This window comes from Rheinheimera mangrovi (assembly GCF_003990335.1).
Lineage (GTDB): Bacteria > Pseudomonadota > Gammaproteobacteria > Enterobacterales > Alteromonadaceae > Pararheinheimera > Pararheinheimera mangrovi.
Genome location: NZ_CP034683.1, coordinates 2,465,865 through 2,486,659 on the forward strand (window position 1 = coordinate 2,465,865; position 20,795 = coordinate 2,486,659).

Consider the following 20,795-nt stretch of genomic DNA (forward strand, 5'->3'; position numbering starts at 1 on the left):
CTGGGGTCTCGATCGCTTGTCGCCTCGCTGCAACTCCAATTACTTAGGGTAGCCGGTTGACTACCCTTTTTTGTGACAAGGAAAAGCATGTCTAACATTCTGCGTTCGTTTTCTTCGTTGTATTTTGCCACCTTATTGATGGTACTCGCCTCTGGGGTACTGACTACGTATTTAGGTTTGCGCCTAGCCGCAGACTCTGCAGCGCAAATCTGGATAGGCGGCATGATGTCGGCTTATTATCTGGGTTTAGTCGCTGGTTCTAAAATTGGTCACCGTTTAATAGCCCGAGTTGGTCATATCCGTGCTTTTGTTGCCAGCGCCGGCATTACCACAGCAAGCGCGTTGGGTCATGCCTTAATAGACGATTTAGCCATTTGGCTTGTGCTGCGTCTGATGGTCGGTATGGGCATGATGTGTATGTATATGGTGCTGGAAAGCTGGCTGAACGAGCAAGCCGACAGTAAAAACCGCGGCACAGTCTTTGCCAGTTATATGATTGTCTCCTACTTAGGCTTGGTGCTGGGCCAGTTGGCGATTAGCTTAAACCCGGAGCTGACACTAAAACCTCTGCTGATTGTTGCTATGTGTTTTGCACTTTGTATTGTGCCTTTGGCTTTAACCCGCCGTATTCACCCGGCGCCTTTGCAACCAGCTCCACTTAAAATCAAACTGTTCTGGCAAAAAGTACCACAGTCACTGACCACTATTGCGATGGCGGGCGTTATTGTGGGTTCCTTTTACGGTTTAGCTCCTGCCTATATAGCGCACAGTGGCGCCAGTACAGAACAAGTGGCGGCTTACATGGCCACCACAGTGATTGCAGGGTTGCTGGCGCAATGGCCTATGGGGCGTTTATCTGACAAGATACGGCGTAGTCGTCTAATTCGTATCAACACAGTTCTGTTAGGTGGCGTAGTGCTTTGCATTGCCATTTTGCCGTTAAGCGGCGTCTTTGCGCTGATATTCACTTTTGCTTTTGGCATTCTGGCTTTTACTTTGTACCCGCTGGCCACAGCCCTGGCGAATCAAAATGTCGAACAGGAACACCGGGTGGCTTTATCCGCTACCATTTTGCTGACCTTTGGTATGGGCGCCTGTATCGGTCCTTTAATTGCCTCAGGCTTTATGCAACTGGTCGGCAACAGCATGTTGTATGGTTTTATGGCGCTTTGTACCCTGCTGCTGTTTTTACGGTTAACTCATGTCAATTACCAGCAAAAACAACAGGATAAAGAAGTGTCTCAGGATTATGTAATGGCCTCAGGCGATTTGGTGTCATCGCCTTTAGCCGCAGCCTTAGACCCACGGGTTGATGAACAAATGGTGCAGGAGCAAATGGTTCACCCCCATCATCCGGATGCTGAACTGCCAACAGCAGATCAGGAGCTGAGCAGTATGGACGCTGCAGCTGCGCCAGAAGTGCAGATAGATACAACTGAAGCCGTCCCTGAACCCGTTCAGGATCAACGCAAAGATGAAAACAAACCGGTTTAAGCCGGTTTGTTCTTTTAGGCAATGGCCAAACTCAAAACAGGGTAAGCACCAGTTTACCTACTACGGCATTCGCAGAGAGCAATTGATGCGCCCGCTCCGCCTCTGACCAGTCGATACTTTCTGCCAGTACAGGCTTGATGTCTCCAGCTGCCAAAGCACTGCCAAACTGCTGATTAAAATCGCTGACTAAGGCCGCTTTGTAGCTGTCTGTGCGGCTTCGAAGCGTAGAGCATAGCAATTGACCGCGCTTTTTCAGCATCAGACCTAAATCCAGTTCTGGCGTCATACGGCCGCCAAGCATGGAAAGCACTACGATCTGACCATCCAGTGCCAGCAGTTGAATATCTTTGGCAATGTAATCCGCCGCCACAGGATCAATAATTAAATCAAAACCTTGTGGCCTCACTGCTTTTAATTCAGCGGCAAAATCATGAGTTTTGTAGTTGATAGCAACGTCAGCCCCTAAAGCTAAGCAAGCTTTGGCTTTATCCTCTGAACCCACTGTCACAGCAACAAAACAGCCCAGGGCTTTTCCCAGCTGTATAGCTGCAGTGCCTACCCCGCTGGCCCCTGCATGCACTAACAATGCGCCTTGATCTGGTAAGTTGCCTACAGCGCGCATGGCCTGAAAAGCAGTTAAAAACACTTCAGCGCAAGCCGCAGCTTGAGCCATACCTAAAGCTGCAGGCTTTTTAATTAAATGCTCAGCGGGTAAAGCCACATACTGGGCATAACCACCACCAGGTACTAAAGCAAAAACAGCTTCACCCAGCCAATCCGAAGATACGTCCTCAGCCACAGCCACCACAGTGCCCGCAACCTCCAAACCTAAAATATCGGATTCTCCCGGCGGTGGTGGATACAAACCCGAACGCTGCAATAAGTCCGCTCTGTTGATACCTGCAGCTGCGACTTTGACCAGCACCTGCCCGGCTTTTAACCCCGGAACTGCCACCGTGACCTGCTGCAACTGGCTTTGATTGCCTGGATTGATCACCTCAATAGCGGTCATTTGCGCTGGGATCTGATAGTTTTGCATCTATTTACCTTTAACTTGCTATAGTTTTGCTTTAGCTTTTGCGCGCTCTTCACTAAAATAGCGCCCCTTGCCCATCTACAGAGTTCATGTATGTCTCACAGTATCATTTTACAACCCGAACGCGAAAAATCCTTAAGACGCCGCCACCCTTGGGTGTTCTCTAAAGCGGTATTGCAGGTTAAAGGCAAACCAGAGTCGGGTGAAACTGTAGATGTATTAACCCACGACGGGAAATGGTTATGCCGCGGAGCTTATTCAGCCGACTCGCAAATCCGCGTACGCGCCTGGACTTTTAACGAAAAAGAACAGATTGATCAGGCCTTTTTCACGCGCCGTATTCAGCGCGCTTGGTCTGTGCGTCAGGATATGTACGATCTAAACCAAACCAATGGTTTACGTGTAGTAGCAGCTGAATCTGATGGTTTACCTGGCGTGACTATCGACTTATACGCCGATGTACTGGTTTGTCAGCTGTTATCCGCTGGTGCCGATGCAAACCGCGAGTTGATTGTTGAAGCATTAAAGCAAACCTTCCCTGACGTCAGTATTTACGAGCGTTCAGATGTGGATGTGCGTAAAAAAGAAGGCTTAAAACCAGTGACCGGATGGTTACATTTGCCGCGCGAGAGCGGCGAAGTGGTGATTTTAGAAAACGGCATGAAAATTCTGGTCGATGTGATCAACGGCCACAAAACAGGTTTTTATCTGGACCAACGCGATTCACGCGCTGCAGCAGGCCGTCTGGCGAAAGGCAAAACTGTGCTGAACTGCTTTAGCTACACCGGCACTTTTGCATTGTCGTGTTTAAAAGGTGGAGCGGCTCATGTCACTAACGTGGATATGTCGGATTTAGCCTTAAAAACCGCTGAACGCAATTTAGTGCTGAACAACATGGAACTGGATAAAGCCAACAACGTCAAACAGGACGTGTTTAAACTGCTGCGCGAATACAAAGAGCAAGGCAAGTTGTTTGATATGGTGATTTTAGATCCGCCAAAATTTGCCGATAGCAAAGCCCAATTGATGCAAGCCGCCCGTGGTTACAAAGACATCAACCGTGTGGCTATGCAGCTGGTGAAACCAGGTGGTTTATTACTAACCTTCAGCTGTTCAGGCTTAATGGACGAAATGTTGTTCCAAAAAATTGTCGCGGATGCTGCGCTGGATGCGAACAAAGATTGTTTGTTTATCGAAAAACTCAGTCAATCCAGCGACCACCCTATTGCCAGCTTCTACCCTGAAGGTCATTATCTGAAAGGTTTAGTTTGTAAGGTATTCTAATCTCAGAATTTTGTTCTGAGACCATCACAAAAGGAGTGTTCGATGACGATGAAAAAATTAGCTTTAGTAGTGGCAGCCACATTAAGTTTTGCCGCAGCCGCTGACTGGTCAGTGAACAGCCAGCAATCCAGCCTGAACTTTGTGTCTGTAAAAAATGACGTTGTTGCTGAAACTCACAGCTTTAAAGACTTAACAGGCAGCTTAACTGAAGCAGGCGAGTTTGCGGTGACTATCCCAGCCCTGACAGTGGACACGGCTATTCCAATTCGTAACGAACGTATTCTGGAACATGTGTTAGCGGCCAAACAATACGCCACTATTACGGCCAAAGGCAAAGTCGACAGTAAAGTGTTAGCAGGCTTAAACACAGGTGACAGCGTAGTTGTGGATCAAGCGCTGGATCTGACCTTACTCACTAAAACCCAAAGCCTGATGGCTAAAGTAAAAGTGACCAAAGCCTCAGACAGCCAATTGGTAGTGACCACTGTGGCGCCAATTATGCTGGACGTAAACAAGTTTGAATTAAATGCTGGCGTAGAAAAACTACGTGAACTGGCAGGCCTGAAAGCCATCAGCCCAATGGTACCAACGACTTTTAGTCTGGTGTTAACGAAGTAAGCTTTTGGTTTAGTTTGATTTGTGAAACAGCCACCGCTTGGTGGCTTTTTTGTTGTGATTTAGCCTCTCTGAAGTATTCAACCATACCAACTACAAACTGCCCCCCTTAGCCGCAAGCCGTTCAAAAATGGGTGGGCAAGCTTTTAAGACGAGGAGTGTTTGAGCGAGGAGCGGTAGCGACGAACGAGTTGCACAATCGCCTTGGACGCACTTTTTTGAGCGGGCTTTATACTCACTTCGTTCGTCCCCTTCGGGGCAAGCTAAAGCTGCTCAACGCAAGCGTTGTCGCAGCGGCCAGGGTCGCCTTTTATGAATTACATCCATGTAATTCACCCTCTGGGCCAGACTTCGTCTGTTGAAAAGTGCTCCTGCACTTTTCTGCTTTGCGCTACTTTCTTTAGGCGAAGCAAAAGAAAGTATCTCGCCTACGGCGAAAGCGTTGAAATAAACCAACTCAAAAGCTGATCTAGATTTATGAATTATTTAGTAACCAAACTTGATTTGCCCCACTTTCCCTGACACTGTTACCACAGCAATTTCAAAAGGATAGGAAGATGAAATCACTACTGCTACTAACCACCCTACTCGCCACAACCCAGCTTCAGGCGGCAGCAGCAGACAACCAAATCAATTGCCAGGCCAAAGAATTAGGAACCGTTGACCAACTGATTTGTTCAGACCAGGAGCTCCTCAAACAAGATCAACAACTGGCAGAGGTCTATCAGCAAGCTTTAGCAAAAGCGGCCAATGAAAGACCCCCAGTGTTAAAAGCTGAACAGCGGGGTTGGGTGAAAGGTAAAGCTGAGTGCTGGAAAGAAGATGACAAAAAAGCATGTGCTTCAGTGCATTATACCCAGCGCATTGCTGAGTTACAGGCGCGTTACGAACTGGTGGCTAGCAGTAAAAAATTAGTGCTTGGCTGTGAAAACAATCCAGCCCATGAAATTTCATTGTGTTATTACCCTACAACACCAGCCACCTTAATAGCTGATTATGGCGATCGGGTATCACTAATGTACCAACAAGCCGATCTGAGTTACGCCGGCAGAAATGAAAAGTTATCCGAGCAAGCTGGCGTTTTTACTGTGCAATGGGGGTACGAAGCACCACTGATGAGCTGCAAAACTAAATAGCCAAAGTACCACTAAGACTATTTAATTCAGCTCAACAATTTGCACACCCAACTGGTAACAATCTTCCTGTTCCTGGGCGCAGCGCATCACCCTAGCGTGGGCGGACAAAGGCGGAATACTGGGGTTGGAGCTTTGCATTTTTATGTACAGCATGACCCCCATCTCCAATGGTTCATCAATTTCCAGTGACATGCCAGTAGAGCTTAAGTCACGGCATATCGCATTAATGACCCTTCCGGATTGTGGATCGTTGATCATCAACTCCACCTGAGCATTCACCATCATACGGTAGTAGTTACGTTTATCACTATGGCCTAACATAAGCTGTATTACTGCAGTTATTGGGATTGACTTCTTTTATAGATCCGCAACAAGCAGCTGTAAAGCCTTATTTGTGGGAATGACTGCAGAGTAAATCGTCAACCAGCATCTGAATATGCCGAGCACTGATAGGTTTACTGACAAAAGCGTCTGCACCAGCATCCAGCGCTGTCACTTCGTCACGTGGAGTATCGAGTCCGGACATTATAAGAATGGGGATATGACCGGTTTCAGGGGCGTTTTTTAACAAGCGGCAAGTGTCCAGACCATCCAGACCTGGCATGCAAATATCCATCATTACCAGATCAGGCTGTTGCTGCAGCACCAATTGCAAGGCCTCAACCCCGCTTTTGGCATAACTGACCTGATAAAAAGGTGATAATGCCAACTCCAGCAAACGAAACATAAAATCCTCGTCGTCCACTATCATGACCTTTTTTTGCTTCAGTTCCATTGTCTGCATCCTTGTGATCTCCATTCAAACGCATCGATGCGTTTCACTTAAGTGTATGGCCTATTTAATAATTTGCCAAAAAATCCGTTGAAAAACTCAGGTTATTTTAACTCACTAACCGCCAGCAAAATGCGTTTTACCGACACTGGATAAGGTGTTCCTAAAGTTTGAGCATGCAAGGACACCTTAAGTTCTTCCAGCATCCAGCGGATGGCCAGTACAGGTTCCGGAATAGTACGCCCGGCAAATTTACCCAACAAGCTTTGATAAGCATCTTCTGCTTTTTGATATTCGTGTGACATCAAACGATCACGATTCGGATCGACAGGTAGTTTTTCCTGACGTTTTTGTAGTGCCTGTAAATAACGCAAAATAGCATCCAAACGTGCCGCACCATGAGTGCTGACAAAACCTTTAAACAACAAAGAGTCGAGATGTTGCTTGATTTCCCCCTGACCTTGCACATGTTTAAACTCAACTTTACCTTTGAGCTTTTTCTGAATTTCATGACCCAGGGTTAAAATTTGCTCCACTTTTAATGCAATACGAAGCACGGTTTCACCCAGCTCTGCACGGATTTTTTCTTTGACAGCGGTAAAGTCAGCTTCGGTTTCAGGCCAGGGCTGCTCACAGATCAGTTGATCCACACCAGCGGCGATACAGTCGTCTATCAGCTCAAGCACTTTACCAAATGGATTAAAGTACAAACCAAGCTTGGCCTTATTAGGCAAGGACTCCTGCAAGTATTTGACTGGTGATGGCACGTTTAACAGCACCAACCGACGCAAACCCAGTTTGCTTTGTTGTGCCGCTTGTTCGGCGTTATCCAACAGCTTAATAGACACCGAATCTTTGTTATCCACCAAAGCTGGATAGGCTTTGATTTGATAACCGGCCTGCATTTTGATGTATTCACGCGGCAACTGGCCAAAAGACCACTGGGTCAGCTTGTCCTGCTCAATGCCCCGCTCTGCCACCTGACTCAGGTTCTGTTGCACTTTGCCTTGCAGCTCTTGTTTTAATAGTGCTAAAGAACGACCTTGTTTTAAGGTGTTACCTTTGTCATCCACCACCTTAAAGTTAAACTTCAGATGGGTGTCAATACCGGAAAGCTCCCAGGCGTCATCCGGAATAGTCACGCCTGACATACGTTTTAATCTGTTACTGACCACATCCAGCAATGGGCCGTCTTCGGGTTTAATACTTTGCAATAAGGCATCGGCATAATTAGGTGCTGGCACAAAGTTGCGTCTGTATTGTTTGGGCAGGCATTTAATCAATGCGACCAATAAATCATGCCGCAGGCCCGGGATCAACCAGTCGAAACCCTGCTCTTCCAGCTGATTTAATAACGACAAAGGCACCACCAGACTGACACCGTCGTCCGGCGCCCCAGGTGAGAAATGATAATCCAAAGGTAAAGTTAAATTGCCCTGACGCCAGAACTCCGGAAATTTATCGGCTGTGACTTCAGAGGCATCCCTCTTGTACAGCTGGTCTAGATCCAGATGCAGCAATTTGGCATCTTTGGCTTTGGCCTCTTTCCACCACTTGGCAAAATCCACTCTGTTATTGGCCCAGAGTGGAATTTTTTCGGCATAAAAATCGGCTAGTGTTTCTTCGTCCACCAGAATATCGCGCCTTCTGGCTTTTTCTTCCAGCTCTGTGACCTGCTCGATCAGCTTTTGGTTGTGCTGCAAAAAACTTTCGTTTAAACCCAGCTCCTGCTCCACTAACGCACTACGAATAAAAATTTTATGGCAGGTGGCCGGATCAATTTTGCTGTACAGCACAGGGCGTTTGCCCACAATGATTAGGCCATACAAAGACACCTGCTCATAAGCCACCACTGCACCTTTTTTCTTTTCCCAGTGTGGCTCGCTATAACTACGGCTGACTAAATGCGCCGCCGCTGGTTCTATCCATTCAGGCTCTATCTTGGCGACAGCGCGGGCATACAGCTTGGAGGTTTCCACCAGTTCAGCCGCCATCACCCATTTAGGTTTTCGTTTAAATAAACTGCTGCCCGGGAAGACAAAAAAGCGACTTTGGCGTGGGCCCATGTAGTCGGCGTCGCTGTCGCGGCTACCAATTTGGCCTAATAATCCTGTCAGTAAGGCACTATGGATTTGCTCGTATGAGGCGACCTGCGAATTCAGGCTCCATTGCTGTTCAGTGCAAATCTGGCTCAGTTGACCATACAAATCCTGCCATTCACGCACCCGCAGGTAGTTCAACAGCTCTTGTTTACATAAACGGCGGAACTGGTTGTTGGTCAGCTCGTCCTGCTTTTCTTGTAGATATGCCCAAAGTTTAAGCCAGGCACTGAAATCTGAATCCGGATCGGCAAAACGGCCATGCAATTCATCGGCTTTTTGCTGTTTATCCAAAGGCCGCTCTCGTGGGTCTTGAATAGACAAAGCCGACACTATCACCAGCACATCCTGCAGACAACTGTGCTTAGTGGCCGCAAACACCATACGGGCTAAACGGGGATCTACAGGTAAGCGGCTGATTTGACGACCTAAGTCGGTCATTTGCAGACTATGGCTGTTGGACTGAGGCTTCACTGCCCCGAGTTCTTCCAACAGCTTAATACCGTCGTTAATAAAACGGCTGTCTGGCCTTTCTAAAAACGGAAACGCCTGAATATCCCCTAAACCCAAGGCCAGCATTTGTAAAATAACAGAGGCCAAGTTGGTGCGCAGAATTTCCGGATCGGTAAATTCTGGTCTGCCATTAAAATCCTCTTCGCTGTATAAGCGAATACAAATACCAGCGGCGACACGACCACAACGGCCTTTACGCTGATTGGCGCTGGCCTGACTGACGGCTTCAATCGGCAGCTGTTGCACTTTGGAGCGATAGCTGTAACGCGAAATACGCACTGTGCCAGGGTCTATCACATAACGGATACCTGGCACTGTTAAGGAGGTTTCTGCCACGTTGGTCGATAAGACGATGCGCCGCCCTACGCCGGTCTGGAATATGCGATTTTGCTCGGCCGCACTTAAACGGGCATACAAAGGCAATATCTCGGTATGAGGGAGTTTCAGCTTTTCCAGCGCATCTGCTGTGTCACGAATTTCGCGCTCACCGTTTAAGAAAATCAGAATATCGCCTGGCGGCTCGCGGTATAACTCTTCGACTGCATCAAAGATAGATTGCAGCTGATCGGCATCTTTATCGTCGATTTCCGCCACAGGCCGGTAACGGGTTTCCACCGGATAAGTGCGGCCTGAGACTTCGATAATAGGCGCATCAAAAAAGTGTTTGGAAAAACGTTCTGGATCTATAGTGGCCGAGGTAATAATGACTTTTAAATCAGGGCGGCGTGGTAACAGCTGCTTTAAATAACCCAGCAGAAAATCGATATTTAAACTGCGCTCGTGCGCTTCGTCGATGATCAGTGTGTCGTATTGATTTAAAAACCTGTCTTGCTGAATTTCAGCCAGCAGCACACCGTCTGTCATTAGTTTGACTAAGGTCGTAGGCGCTGTGTGATCACCAAAGCGGATTTTATAACCGACCTGCTGACCCACAGGACATTTCAGTTCTTCAGCTAAACGGGCAGATACACTGCGCGCCGCTAAACGACGTGGTTGGGTATGACCTATCATGCCAGCCACACCACGGCCTAACTCTAAACAAATTTTTGGAATTTGAGTGGTTTTACCCGAGCCTGTTTCACCGGCAATAATCACCACCTGATGTTTGGCGATGGCGGCTTTAATGTCGTCTTTTTTACCTACAACAGGTAGTTCAGCCGGGTATTCAATAGTGGGCACAGCAGCCAAACGTTGAGCCCGTAGCTGCATAGAGGCGGTAATTTTTGCCGACAATTGCTGCATCAACTGATGCTGTTTGCTCTCATCCTGTTGCCTTTTTATATTCTGTAAAGACTGACGGAACCTGTGCTGATCTTTGGATAAAGAATTGGCTATGGCTTTGGTAAGCGCGGCAACAGAAATTTCAGCGTCCGTATTAAGGTGATTGCTAGCAACAGCGGGTTTAGCAGTAGAGTCGGTCAACACAAGGCCCTCAATAAATAGGGGCGACATGCTACCAAGTTCAGGGGCTTTAGATCCAGTAAAAGCACCGCTTAAAACGGTGCTTTTACTGCACATTTAATATTAATACCCGTAGGGGCGGGTCTCGCACCCGCCCGCTCAGCGTAAAATCGATTAGCTTACCGCTTTGTAATGGGAGTGTAGTTCTAAGTCTATCGCTCTTAGTACATCTGTTCTGCTAATCACCCCCAGCAAATAACCATCATCATCCACCACAGGATACACTTTAGGCTTGGCCTGCAGCATGGTTTGGGCTAAGTCTACTATGCCGTGGTAGGACTTAACCGTTAACACTTCGGTGCGCATCACGTCTTTGACAGAAGCTGATTGCTGTAAATGGTAAGTGCATGACAACATTCTGGACAGACAATCCTGTTCAGACACAAAACCTATCACCTTTTTCTCTTTGTTGATCACAGGTCCGCCAAGTTGTTCGGCAAGGATCAGTTTATTCACCGCTTCTTCGACAGACATCTCTTCGGTAAAGGTCACAGGGTGACGATTCATATGATCGGATATTTTTAATAAGTCCATAAGCCCCTCAAAAGTGTCGTATTTTCACAACACCTTAAGCTTAGACCAGAGCTGACTACTTGGCTGAACTCTCTTTAAAAATTTCAGTCACTGCAGCTTCACCTTCGGATCGTTTTGCTCTATACATGCCTTCGGTATTAAAGCTCCAGCTTACTTTTCCTTTGTGATCAATCAGGATCACCCCACCAGTGCCACCTACTTTCGCCAGCTCCTGCTGAATGACCTGATCAGCCGCTTTGTCGGCGCTGATGCCCTTATATTTCACTCTGGCACAAATATCAGAAGCAACACGGTAACGGATAAAAAACTCGCCGTGACCAGTGGCAGAAACCGCACAGCTGGCATTGTCAGCAAAGTTACCAGCGCCAATAATAGGTGCATCACCAATACGTCCATAACGTTTTGCCGTCATGCCGCCAGTCGAGGTTGCCGCTGTTAATAAACCACTGCGATCCATAGCCACAGCGCCCACAGTGCCCATATTCCACTCGGGTTGCCATGGCGCAATTAAGCGATAGTTTTGTGCCTGATGAGGCACTTTTTGCATACTTTGTTTAGCTTTTTTCAACGCCTCATATCGAAACTCTGTATCAAAATAAGAGTTTTCTACCAGCGCCAGCCCCTGCTCTTTGGCAAATTGCTCAGCACCAGCACCCGAGAGCATCACATGCTCAGACTTTTCCATCACAGCACGGGCTAATAACACAGGGTTTTTCACGTGAGTTAAACCTGAAGCTGCGCCCGCCATCAGGTTATCCCCCCGCATGATGGACGCATCCAGCTCGTGACCTTCGTCGTAGGTATAGACAGCGCCTTTACCAGCGTTAAAAAGCGGAGAATCTTCCATAATCAGTACGGCGGCCGTGACCGCATCCACACTGCTGCCGCCTTTCTCCAGCACCGCATAACCTGTATCCACCGCATGTTTTAATGTGGCGTGATAGGCCTGCTCCTGAGCCTCTGTCATCTGGCTTTTATTGATGGTACCGGCACCACCGTGTATGACGATAGCTATAGGTTGTTTGGCAAAAGCCAGAGCAGAAAAGCAGCTTAAGGCTAAAAAAGACATGGTGCGGCGCATACAAAGTACCCTGATTATTTTATTAGTTACTTCAAGTTGTACCGCGAACTCCATCAAAGACGCAAGTTGCGCTGCGCTAATTCGTTAAGAATAAGGGTTTAATCTTCAGCGCCTATCGAAGCTTCAGCACTGCAATTTCCTGCCCGCTTAAAACCAGCATTCAGCGCCTGCAGCTCTGTGTCAAACCATTGCTGATTGCGCTCTGACACCTGGCGATAACCACTACAATGACTTAAGTGATAGAGCTTACTGCGTTTATTACCTAGCACCTGACCTGAAGATACAGCTACAGTTTGTCTACTTTCTTTTGCTGTAGTTAGACCAAAACCCGATACCTTGTAGTTGAGCTGCCAAACCTTTTTACCTGTAACAAAGTCATTGGCATGGCCCATTTGCTGTGCAATACGCTGTTGCAATTTACGTTCTGTCTCATCCACTGGGTCTTGCTGATGCCAGGCCATAAAAAGCTGCTGCTGCGCTTTGGCCAATGGCAGTTGATATTTATCTGCCATATAAAAATGAATACGGGCTATATCACCGCGAATTTCAGCGCGAGGTTCCACCAACCGGCTTTTAAAATCAACTTTCACTTCACAAGAGCCATATTGCGGAGCCTGCGCTGGCAACATACCAAACCGGTAATGCGCTCTGTCGCCATTCACTTCACCTATAGCGGGTTTGAGGTTAAATAAATCGGCCTCCATTTGCTTAAACAAAACGTCTGTTTTACCGCATTGCTCACGGCCACCCTTTTTCCAGCACGCTAAAGGCGAGCCAAATTGCTGGGCAGGCATCACATGCTCCCATTCAATTCTGTTGGCACGTGGACCGTTTTTGCGAATTTGGTAACCACAACCCTTTAAATCAGGAATACCTTTGCCTGCTTGCCAGCGAATAGCACAGCCACAATAAAATTCTTGTTTTTCGGGGGCGTAAATACGACTTGCGATAGTTTTTGCAGAGTCAAAATTTGCTGGTGCAGCATTGGCAACTGCAGATAAAACAAACAAAACAACATAAAATACGAATTTAAACAAAGCGGTACAACCTTAAACTACCTGCGGATCAGTTTTATTATGCCATAAGTCTGAGCACGACAAATCAGGCATTTATTCAAGGATAAATATGCGAATAATGCTTGCACAACACCAGATAAACGCAGTTCATAATGTATAAAAAATAATGGTTTAAGCAGAATTAACCTCAGTTATCAGCCTTTTACTTCAACCTTACACTGAAAATAACATTACCAATGGTTAACAATAGAAAGCTTTTTTATCAAAGTTAATTTGACTATTTAGCACGCAAAATGTAGTTTCATCGCTATAAAGCAGCAGTTAAGCGCAGAATAAGAGTTAATCCGCTATGGACCAGTCATTTTTTCGTTGCAAAAAAGTCTTGGTCATTGATGACTGTGCGCCCGTCCGGGCCACCGTAAAAGGAATGTTACAGCAAATGGGGTTTGAGGCTATTCACCTGGCCAAAGACGCAGGCGAAGCTATGCACAAATGCATAGAAATGCCCTTTGATTTTATCTTATGTGACTTCAATCTCGGTGACTGTAAAGACGGTTATCAGTTGTTTGAAGCACTGAAAAAGCAACAGCTGTTGGCCCCACTCTGCTGTTTTATAGTGATAAGTGCCGAAGCACAAAGCCAAATCGTACATGGTGTTATTGAGTTACAGCCTGACGACTACCTGCTAAAACCTTTTACAGCTCCCGCATTAGAAGAACGTATCTGTAGAGCCATCCGGCACCGCATAGAACTGCGCAAAGTATTTTTCCGCTTATTTGAACATGACTATGCAGACGCCTCGCGTGAATGCGATTTGGTGATCCGCACCAAACCTGATTACGCACTGCAAGCCATGCGCTTAAAAGGCGAATTGCTGCTGAAATTAGGCCAGTACGACAAAGCTGAGGTGTTTTACCAAAAAGTGCTGCAGCAAAAAACTTATAGCTGGGCACGCCTGGGCCATGCATTAAGTTGTTTTTACCTGGAGCTTTGGGAAGATACCGAACTGGAACTGGCTGATCTGACTCAGTTTGCCGATACCAAAGTGGAAGCGCTGGACTGGTTATCCCGTTTGTATGTGCGTCACGGCCGTTATCAGCTGGCCTTCGAGACCTTAAATAAAGCAGTCACTTTATCGCCGAAAAACATCAGCAGACAAAAAACCTTAAGTAATTTATGCACCATGTTAGGCCATACCGACATAGCGGCCCGTATTGCCGGAAAAATAGTTCAGGCCGCCCGTCATTCAATAGACGATACAGCCGACAATTATCTGAACCATGCCCGTGCTTTGATTGATCAAGCCAAAGGCGCTAATTTGCTGGATAAAGCTGTGATCCTGCAAAACGCCGGCAAACTGCTGGATGCGCTGCATAAACGTTTTAATATCGATGTGCTGAAACGGGAGACTGTGATTTTACGCAGCCGTATCAGCAGTTGCCGTGGCGCTATCAAAGAAGGCCGTGAAGTAATACAACAAATTCAGGATTTACCTCTGGATGACTTGAGTATCGACAGCTGTATGGACGCCGCCAAAGCTTATTTTGAACTAGGCGATTTGTACTCCAGCCAGCTGTGTATCGACCATCTGAAAACCAAGTTGTACGACGACGATTTTCTGACAGAAACCCAACGTATTATGCTTCAGCTGGAGCAGGACAAACACCAAAGCCTAAAACAGCAAATCAAACAAATTAATACTGAAGCCACAGACGCCTATCGCATGGGTCAGTTTGGCCGTGCGGTGATGCTGTTTTGTGAAACTTTTGACTATATGCCCACCAATCCGGTGATAGCGCTGAATTTATTGCAAGCCATGAGTAAAAGCGCAGGTGTAACAGGCGAAACCATTCATTACGCCCGTAACGCTGCACGGGTACTGCGGCAAAACCAGCTGGGGAAAAACGAGCAGGAACGTTTTGAAAAATACGTGCTCACCTTAAGAAAAACCCAACCGGAATTAGCTCAGATCCAACTGTAAAGGTTCAGAGCAATCCGCTCTGAACACCATTTAAGCCAACACAATATAATCCGACTGATGCACTGTTTCTTTATGTTGCCCCTGGATCAGGCGGACATAACGACCACCGATCTGATCAATAGCAATACAATCATCCACATCCAGCACCGCATCGGTATGTGGTTTATCCCAACGTTCAGGCAAGTAGGTTTTACCCTTTTGCTTGGCTTGTGTTTTGTCTGGGGCTGTCACCAACAGGTAGTGGTGATCTTCACCAAAAGCGCCTGCAGTATAACCACCTAAGTTGATGAAAAATAATCGCAATTCATCTGCTGCAGGTGCTTGCTCAGAAAACCGTACCTGATAGCCCTCTACCCCATCCACCTGCATCCAGGAATCGATATGCATGCCTGCCATAGTACCAAACCACTGCTGACGTAACTCTGGGTAGCAGTCTTCAATACTGTGGCCCGTGACAAACACTACATCATGTACTTCAATTTTTGCTTTAGGATGTTTGCCACCCAGCATAACGACAAATAGCACTAAAAACTCCTTAAGAAGGTAAACTTTCGTTAAGCTCTGGGGAGCCAGCTAAGCGCCCGGTTTTAATCAGTTGACGTTTGGCCAGCACAAAGCTGAATACGGCCTGCACCACCACAGAAAGGACTGATATCAGCCATAAGTTATGCAATGAAAAGGCTGTGGTTTGGCTCAACCATACAGCAGGTAAGGCAAAAAGCAGTAACCTTGTGACTGAGCTCGCCAAACCGGGCAAGGTATTACCCAGCCCCTGAAACAAGCCTGAGCAGGTTAACACCACTCCGGAAGCGAAAAAATTCCATGAAATGATCTGAATAAAATCGCTTCCTGCAGAGCGAACATCCGCATCTGCACTGAAAAAACCAATCAACCAGGCAGGATTAAGCTGACAGACTAAAAACAACAACCCCATCACCACAAGTTGCATTTTTAACGCGGCACTAAAACTTGCGGTTATACGGTCCAACCGGCCAGCCCCAAGGTTCTGGCCAAAAACTGCCGGCAGTGAAAAAGCAATGGCCACTCCGGGTAAAGAAATAGCCTGAACCAGTCGCATACCGGCACCAAAACCAGCCTGAGCTGCTGAGCCAAAGTCTTTGATCAGGATATACACCAAAGCACTGAACGCAAACATCATTAAAAACTCAGCACCAGCTGGACAGCCGATAGCCAGTACTCGACGCCACACTTTAAAATCAGGCTTTTGCATCTGCCGCAGATGCAGATACAGCTCTTGTTTGATCACATAAAAAAGCAACAAAACTAAACCGGCGATCACTGACAAAGTACTAGCTAAGCCTGCGCCTGCCACTCCCATGGCGTACCCGGTAAGCCAGCCGTTGATAAGAACCGGAGCCAGCACAATATTAAGAACCACTGTCAGCAATTGGATTTTCATCGTGGACTGTACATTACCTGTAGCTCGTAAGGCAGCCACCAAAGCAACAGAGACAAACTGCAATGCAAGGCCAGGCAGAAACCAGTTCAGATACTGCTGACTTAATAAGATCACAGCTTCTGAGGACGACACGGAATGCAGATATGGCTCAACCAGAAAAGGCCCTAATAAAAACAGCCCTGCTGTACCGGCTAAACCTAACCAGACGCCCTGATGGAAAAGCCGGTTGGCTTCTGCAGGATTTTTTGCACCAACAGCCGGAGCCATTAATGCAACTAAACCCACACTCAACACCTGGGTCAGCGCTATCACCAAAAACATTAAATTGGCGCTGCTGACCACTGCAGCCAACGCATCAGTCCCAAGGCCTGCAACAAAATAAAGATCCACCAGAATATAAAGAGTTTGTACCAACATGCCTATGGTCATAGGTACAGCCTGACTGATGATCTGCCTGTATACAGAGCCTTGAGTTAAGTCCTTCACCTGAAGTTTTGTTCCTGCGTTATAAATTTATTCCCGACCGTTGTATATCCGGCCACCACAATTTTTGTAGTGTTCCAGCACAGCTTTGGCATCGCTGCGTTTGAACTGGCGCACCACTTCCATACCGGCCTTTGCTAAATATTGATAAGACTGTTCAAACACTGGGCCTTCATCAAAACCTATAGCACGAGCATCTTCTGCAGTACCTGCACAAACCATACGATTAACGCCACTCCACAACACAGCACCCATGCACATGGCGCAAGGCTCACAAGAAGTGAAAAGCTCACGGCCACTGTCGGTGGCCAATGTAAAAGAGCCTAAGGCTTTTTCGGCCATCATAATAGCAACGGTTTCGCCGTGTAAGGTGGAATTGGTTAAAGGCACTACACGGTTCACGCCAACACCTAACAGCTGGCCAGACGCCCGGTCAAAAATAGCAGTACCAAAAGGACCACCAGTACCTCGTTCAACGTTTTGTTTTGAGAGTTCAATAGCTAACGCCATTTTCTCATCATCTGAACTGTAGGTTCTTTGCCAATTGACAAAATCTGCCACCCAATCAGGTAATTCCACAGTGACTGCACTGCCTGGCTGGTGAATAAAACCAATACGCTCTTTCATCATTGTTCCTGCCGCTTGTAGCAAAAAATTGGGCCGACTTTTTACCTTTATATCAGTTGGGCTACAAGTAAAAAATCACAGAATGCTAAATTTTTGTGAAATAGCATGCTGAAAATAAGAATCAGACAAATCCGATCCACAATAGGACCAGTAACTTCATACAGTTACGCACTTGGCAAACGTAGTTTGGTGCTGGCCACTACCTGCCAACACTGCGCCTGTTGCTACCGATCCATCTGCCATGCTCTGGTGTGGGGCCATAGTTTTTATGGTAGCTGTCGGCACATTGGCTTCTGTGAGTAATGGTCGCGGCATTTATAGTTGGTCTTCGCTGCATCGACGACAGAGCCGCCTTGCTGGTACACTACAGCAAGACGCACAGCTTCTTCTTTTGCCATTGGATGGCAAATGCAAATGCAGAATACGCAGTAAAAAGTGACAGACGCTGAGAATACAAGCGCCAGAAAGCACCTAATCATGAATTGCGCAGGAATAAAAACTTGAACCAAACACCTACATTCTATTTCTACGACTTTGAAACCTGGGGTGCGGATCCAAAAAAAGACCGTCCGGCCCAGTTTGGTGGTATTCGCACAGATTTAGATTTAAACCCTATTGGCGAACCTGATATGTGGTATTGCCAGTTGGCGAACGATTATTTACCTCATCCGGTGGCTGCTCTAATTACTGGCCTGACGCCACAGCTGTGTAACCAAAAAGGTTTGGCTGAAACCGAATTTTGCCGTCGTATTCTGGAGAGATTCAGCCAGCCCAATACTTGTGTGCTTGGGTACAACAGCTTACGTTTTGATGATGAAGTCACGCGTTACAGCCTGTATCGTAACTTCTACGAGCCTTATGGCCGTGAATGGCAACAAGGCAACAGCAGATGGGATTTAATCGACATAGTACGCGCCTGTTATGCGCTGCGCCCTGAAGGCATAATCTGGCCGGAAAAAGCCGATGGCAGCCCAAGCTTTAAATTAGAAGATTTAACCAAAGCCAATGGTTTATCACACCAACGCGCACACGATGCCTTATCTGATGTGTATGCCACTATCGCCATTGCCAAACTGGTGAAAGAAAAACAACCTAAGCTGTTTCAGTACCTGCTGGATTTACGCAAAAAAACTGAAGTCAGTAAGTTGTTTGACTTGGTCAATTTAACACCGCTGGTGCATGTGTCGGGGCGCTTCCCCGCTATTCAGGGTTGTGTTAGCTGGATAGTGCCTTTAGCACCGCATCCAACCAATAAAAACGCCGTGATTTGCTACAACCTGCAAGCCGACCCCAAACCTTTGCTGGAGCTGGATTTAGCTTCATTGCAGCAACTTTTGTATACCAAAACCGCTGATTTAGACGAAGACCAGCAGCGGCTTGGTTTAAAGCTTATTCATATTAATAAGTGCCCTGTATTGTCTCCGGCTAAAACCTTGTCAGAGCAACGAGCCGCTGATTTGGGCATCGACAGAGCCGCTTGCCTGAAGCATCTGGACTGGCTGCGGCAAAACCGCTCTGCTATTCAACCTAAGGTGATGGAGCTGTATCAGTTGCCGACAGACTACACAGTAGAGACTAATCCGGATTATCAGCTCTATAACGGTTTTGTCTCCAACGAAGACAAACAGCGGATGGAGCAGCTGCATTTGATGAGTGCTGACCAACTGGCGTCCAACCCTGTGCTGTTTAGCGAAGACAGGCTAAATCAGCTGCTGTTTTTATACCGTGCCCGCAACTACCCACAAAGCCTGACTGATCAGGAGCAACAACGCTGGCAACGATATCGCAGCGACAAACTGACCCATGGCCTGGATAAACCCAATTTAACCTTTGATGAATTTGGTTTGGCGCTGGAAAACCTGGCACATGAAGCAGGTGATGACGTAAAGAAAATGAATATCCTCAAGGCGTTATTTCAGTACGCTCAGAGCTTATGAGCTCTGAGCCGTAGGGGCGGGTCTTGCACCCGCCCGTCTAATTATACCGCCACTCCCATTGACGGGCCGGGACAAGCCGCGGCCCCTACAAGCAGCACCTCTATAAACTATTTTTGTTCAGCCGCCAGTTCCCTCTCTATGTTTCAGATCAGACTTCTGCTAGCCTGCGCACAGTAATTAACCAGTGTTGTTTTTGGGTGCGGAGTCTGTGATGAAGTTGTGGTCAAAAATCAAAGTGATGTTGTGTAGTTTGTTATTAACCGGCTGTTTCGCGCCGGCTATATTAATGACATCACAGGCACAACTTTTGGGTGAGTTGTTTCGTCCTCTGGTTGGTTTTAACCCGCTTGAAGTCAAGCTGTTTGAAAACCCGCTGATCCGCGATCCTATGGTGGCCTTAATGGGCGAAGAAAACTACCGCACCGCCGTCACCTTATTAAATACTGCCACTGCTATTCAGCAACAAGGCCCGCTGTTTTTTGTAGTATCCGAACACTCCCCTTTGCCTCATCTGGCCGAAAAAGCCGGTTTTGTCTGGAACTCAGAGCATAACCAAATGGCTATTCTGTTGGTGTCCGGCGGAAAAACTGAAATATTTAATCAGGTGGTGGAAGGTGCTGCAGGAAAAATAGCGCCAAGTTGGCCCAAAGAACTGGTGGAGTACACCAGCCCTGAGAAGTTAAAACAAAAAGCCGTGGCTGCAGCCGCAGGTAAGCTCAGTGAAGGCCTGGGGTTATCGGAAGAGCAGCAAGCGCTGATGGAAACAGGTTTATCCGGTGGTTCAGTGCAAAACGCGCTGGAAGAAAACTTAAAACAAAAAGCCATGGACCCGGTGGAAGAAATTAAACAAAAAGTAGAAGCTGGCAAAGCAGAGCTGTTAAGCGCACCTAAACAACGTTTTACCGAAATGACCCAGGAAGCTGTGCCGACGGAGGATGATGTGGTGAAACAATTTACCGGCAAATCGGCAGACGAATTAAAAGCGGCAAAAAAATACGTCGAAGATGCGAAGGCCAGAGCTGATGCCAATCAGAAAAAACCAGTGTCGACAGTGAAAGACAAAGCCACCTTAGAAAAAGAAGCCAAAGAATGGGCTAAAAACAAAGCCAATAAAAAAGTCGAAGACAGCCGCGCCCCGGCCGACGAGTTACTGAATGAGTTAACTGAAGAAATCAAACAAAAGACCACCCCGCCTGTGCCAGAGAAGAAAAAGGATGGTGTGGAGGAGGTTTTTTAGAGCCTTTATCTTCTGAACTAAGAGAGGCAACAAAACTCAGCACTTCGATTACTTGTTCAGTGGTTTAGT

Annotated in this window: 17 protein-coding genes; 7 read left to right on the forward strand and 10 right to left on the reverse strand. The window is 47.0% G+C overall.

The window, feature by feature from the left end; translation table 11 throughout:
• Window positions 1-87 precede the first annotated feature (87 nt).
• Window positions 88-1,494 carry an MFS transporter gene (locus EK374_RS11070; RefSeq protein ID WP_127023292.1) on the forward strand — a complete coding sequence of 469 codons (1,407 nt, stop codon included), beginning with the start codon at window positions 88-90 and terminating at the stop codon, window positions 1,492-1,494.
• A 31-nt stretch (window positions 1,495-1,525) separates the two neighbouring features.
• Here the strand turns inward: EK374_RS11070 and EK374_RS11075 are convergent, their stop codons facing one another.
• Entirely contained in the window at window positions 1,526-2,533 is a 1,008-nt protein-coding gene (locus EK374_RS11075) for an NAD(P)H-quinone oxidoreductase (RefSeq protein WP_127023295.1), read from the reverse strand.
• A gap of 90 nt (window positions 2,534-2,623) precedes the next feature.
• Here EK374_RS11075 and EK374_RS11080 point away from each other — a divergent pair, with 90 nt between their 5' ends.
• The 3 genes from EK374_RS11080 (at window position 2,624) to EK374_RS11090 (ending at window position 5,565) form a co-directional block, all read left to right on the forward strand.
• Window positions 2,624-3,814, forward strand: coding sequence for a class I SAM-dependent rRNA methyltransferase (locus tag EK374_RS11080; RefSeq protein WP_127023298.1), 1,191 nt, complete (start codon window positions 2,624-2,626; stop codon window positions 3,812-3,814).
• Window positions 3,815-3,856: 42 nt separating this feature from the next.
• Window positions 3,857-4,432 carry a YceI family protein gene (locus tag EK374_RS11085; protein WP_127023301.1) on the forward strand — a complete coding sequence of 192 codons (576 nt, stop codon included), beginning with the start codon at window positions 3,857-3,859 and terminating at the stop codon, window positions 4,430-4,432.
• 554 nt (window positions 4,433-4,986) lie between these two features.
• Complete coding sequence (locus EK374_RS11090) at window positions 4,987-5,565, forward strand: lysozyme inhibitor LprI family protein (RefSeq protein WP_127023304.1); 579 nt, start codon at window positions 4,987-4,989, stop codon at window positions 5,563-5,565.
• A 21-nt stretch (window positions 5,566-5,586) separates the two neighbouring features.
• Here EK374_RS11090 and EK374_RS11095 read toward each other — a convergent pair whose 3' ends face one another.
• The 6 genes from EK374_RS11095 to EK374_RS11120 form a co-directional block, all read right to left on the reverse strand.
• Window positions 5,587-5,886: a PilZ domain-containing protein gene (locus EK374_RS11095; protein WP_127023307.1), complete on the reverse strand. Its 300-nt coding sequence runs from the start codon at window positions 5,884-5,886 to the stop codon at window positions 5,587-5,589.
• Between the two features lie 67 nt (window positions 5,887-5,953).
• Entirely contained in the window at window positions 5,954-6,340 is a 387-nt protein-coding gene (locus EK374_RS11100) for a response regulator (protein WP_233280232.1), read from the reverse strand.
• A gap of 101 nt (window positions 6,341-6,441) precedes the next feature.
• Entirely contained in the window at window positions 6,442-10,374 is a 3,933-nt protein-coding gene (gene hrpA / locus EK374_RS11105) for an ATP-dependent RNA helicase HrpA (RefSeq protein WP_206099183.1), read from the reverse strand.
• A 150-nt stretch (window positions 10,375-10,524) separates the two neighbouring features.
• A complete protein-coding gene (locus tag EK374_RS11110) occupies window positions 10,525-10,944 on the reverse strand; it encodes a CBS domain-containing protein (protein WP_127023311.1) in 420 nt (139 codons plus the stop codon).
• A 55-nt stretch (window positions 10,945-10,999) separates the two neighbouring features.
• The gene (locus EK374_RS11115) at window positions 11,000-12,025 is read right to left on the reverse strand and encodes an isoaspartyl peptidase/L-asparaginase family protein (RefSeq protein ID WP_127023314.1); all 1,026 of its coding nucleotides are present in this window, start codon (window positions 12,023-12,025) and stop codon (window positions 11,000-11,002) included.
• A gap of 98 nt (window positions 12,026-12,123) precedes the next feature.
• A complete protein-coding gene (locus tag EK374_RS11120) occupies window positions 12,124-13,062 on the reverse strand; it encodes an endonuclease (RefSeq protein ID WP_127023317.1) in 939 nt (312 codons plus the stop codon).
• A gap of 328 nt (window positions 13,063-13,390) precedes the next feature.
• Between EK374_RS11120 and EK374_RS11125 the strand changes: the two genes are divergently transcribed.
• Window positions 13,391-15,022, forward strand: a complete 1,632-nt coding sequence (locus EK374_RS11125; protein ID WP_127023320.1) for a response regulator — start codon at window positions 13,391-13,393, stop codon at window positions 15,020-15,022.
• A gap of 30 nt (window positions 15,023-15,052) precedes the next feature.
• On the opposite strand, the gene EK374_RS11130 is transcribed toward EK374_RS11125, so the two are convergent.
• The 3 genes from EK374_RS11130 to EK374_RS11140 are packed head-to-tail and all read right to left on the reverse strand — an operon-like array spanning window position 15,053 to window position 17,552.
• The gene (locus EK374_RS11130; protein ID WP_127023323.1) at window positions 15,053-15,547 is read right to left on the reverse strand and encodes a DUF1543 domain-containing protein; all 495 of its coding nucleotides are present in this window, start codon (window positions 15,545-15,547) and stop codon (window positions 15,053-15,055) included.
• 10 nt (window positions 15,548-15,557) lie between these two features.
• Entirely contained in the window at window positions 15,558-16,928 is a 1,371-nt protein-coding gene (locus tag EK374_RS11135) for an MATE family efflux transporter (RefSeq protein ID WP_127023326.1), read from the reverse strand.
• A 27-nt stretch (window positions 16,929-16,955) separates the two neighbouring features.
• Complete coding sequence (locus EK374_RS11140) at window positions 16,956-17,552, reverse strand: nucleoside deaminase (protein ID WP_127023329.1); 597 nt, start codon at window positions 17,550-17,552, stop codon at window positions 16,956-16,958.
• Window positions 17,553-18,052: 500 nt separating this feature from the next.
• Between EK374_RS11140 and sbcB the strand changes: the two genes are divergently transcribed.
• Both sbcB and EK374_RS11150 read left to right on the forward strand, forming a co-directional pair.
• Window positions 18,053-19,489, forward strand: coding sequence for an exodeoxyribonuclease I (gene sbcB, locus EK374_RS11145; RefSeq protein WP_127023332.1), 1,437 nt, complete (start codon window positions 18,053-18,055; stop codon window positions 19,487-19,489).
• A 211-nt stretch (window positions 19,490-19,700) separates the two neighbouring features.
• On the forward strand, window positions 19,701-20,726 hold the full coding sequence (locus EK374_RS11150) for a hypothetical protein (RefSeq protein WP_127023334.1): 1,026 nt from the start codon (window positions 19,701-19,703) through the stop codon (window positions 20,724-20,726).
• Window positions 20,727-20,795: the final 69 nt, after the last annotated feature.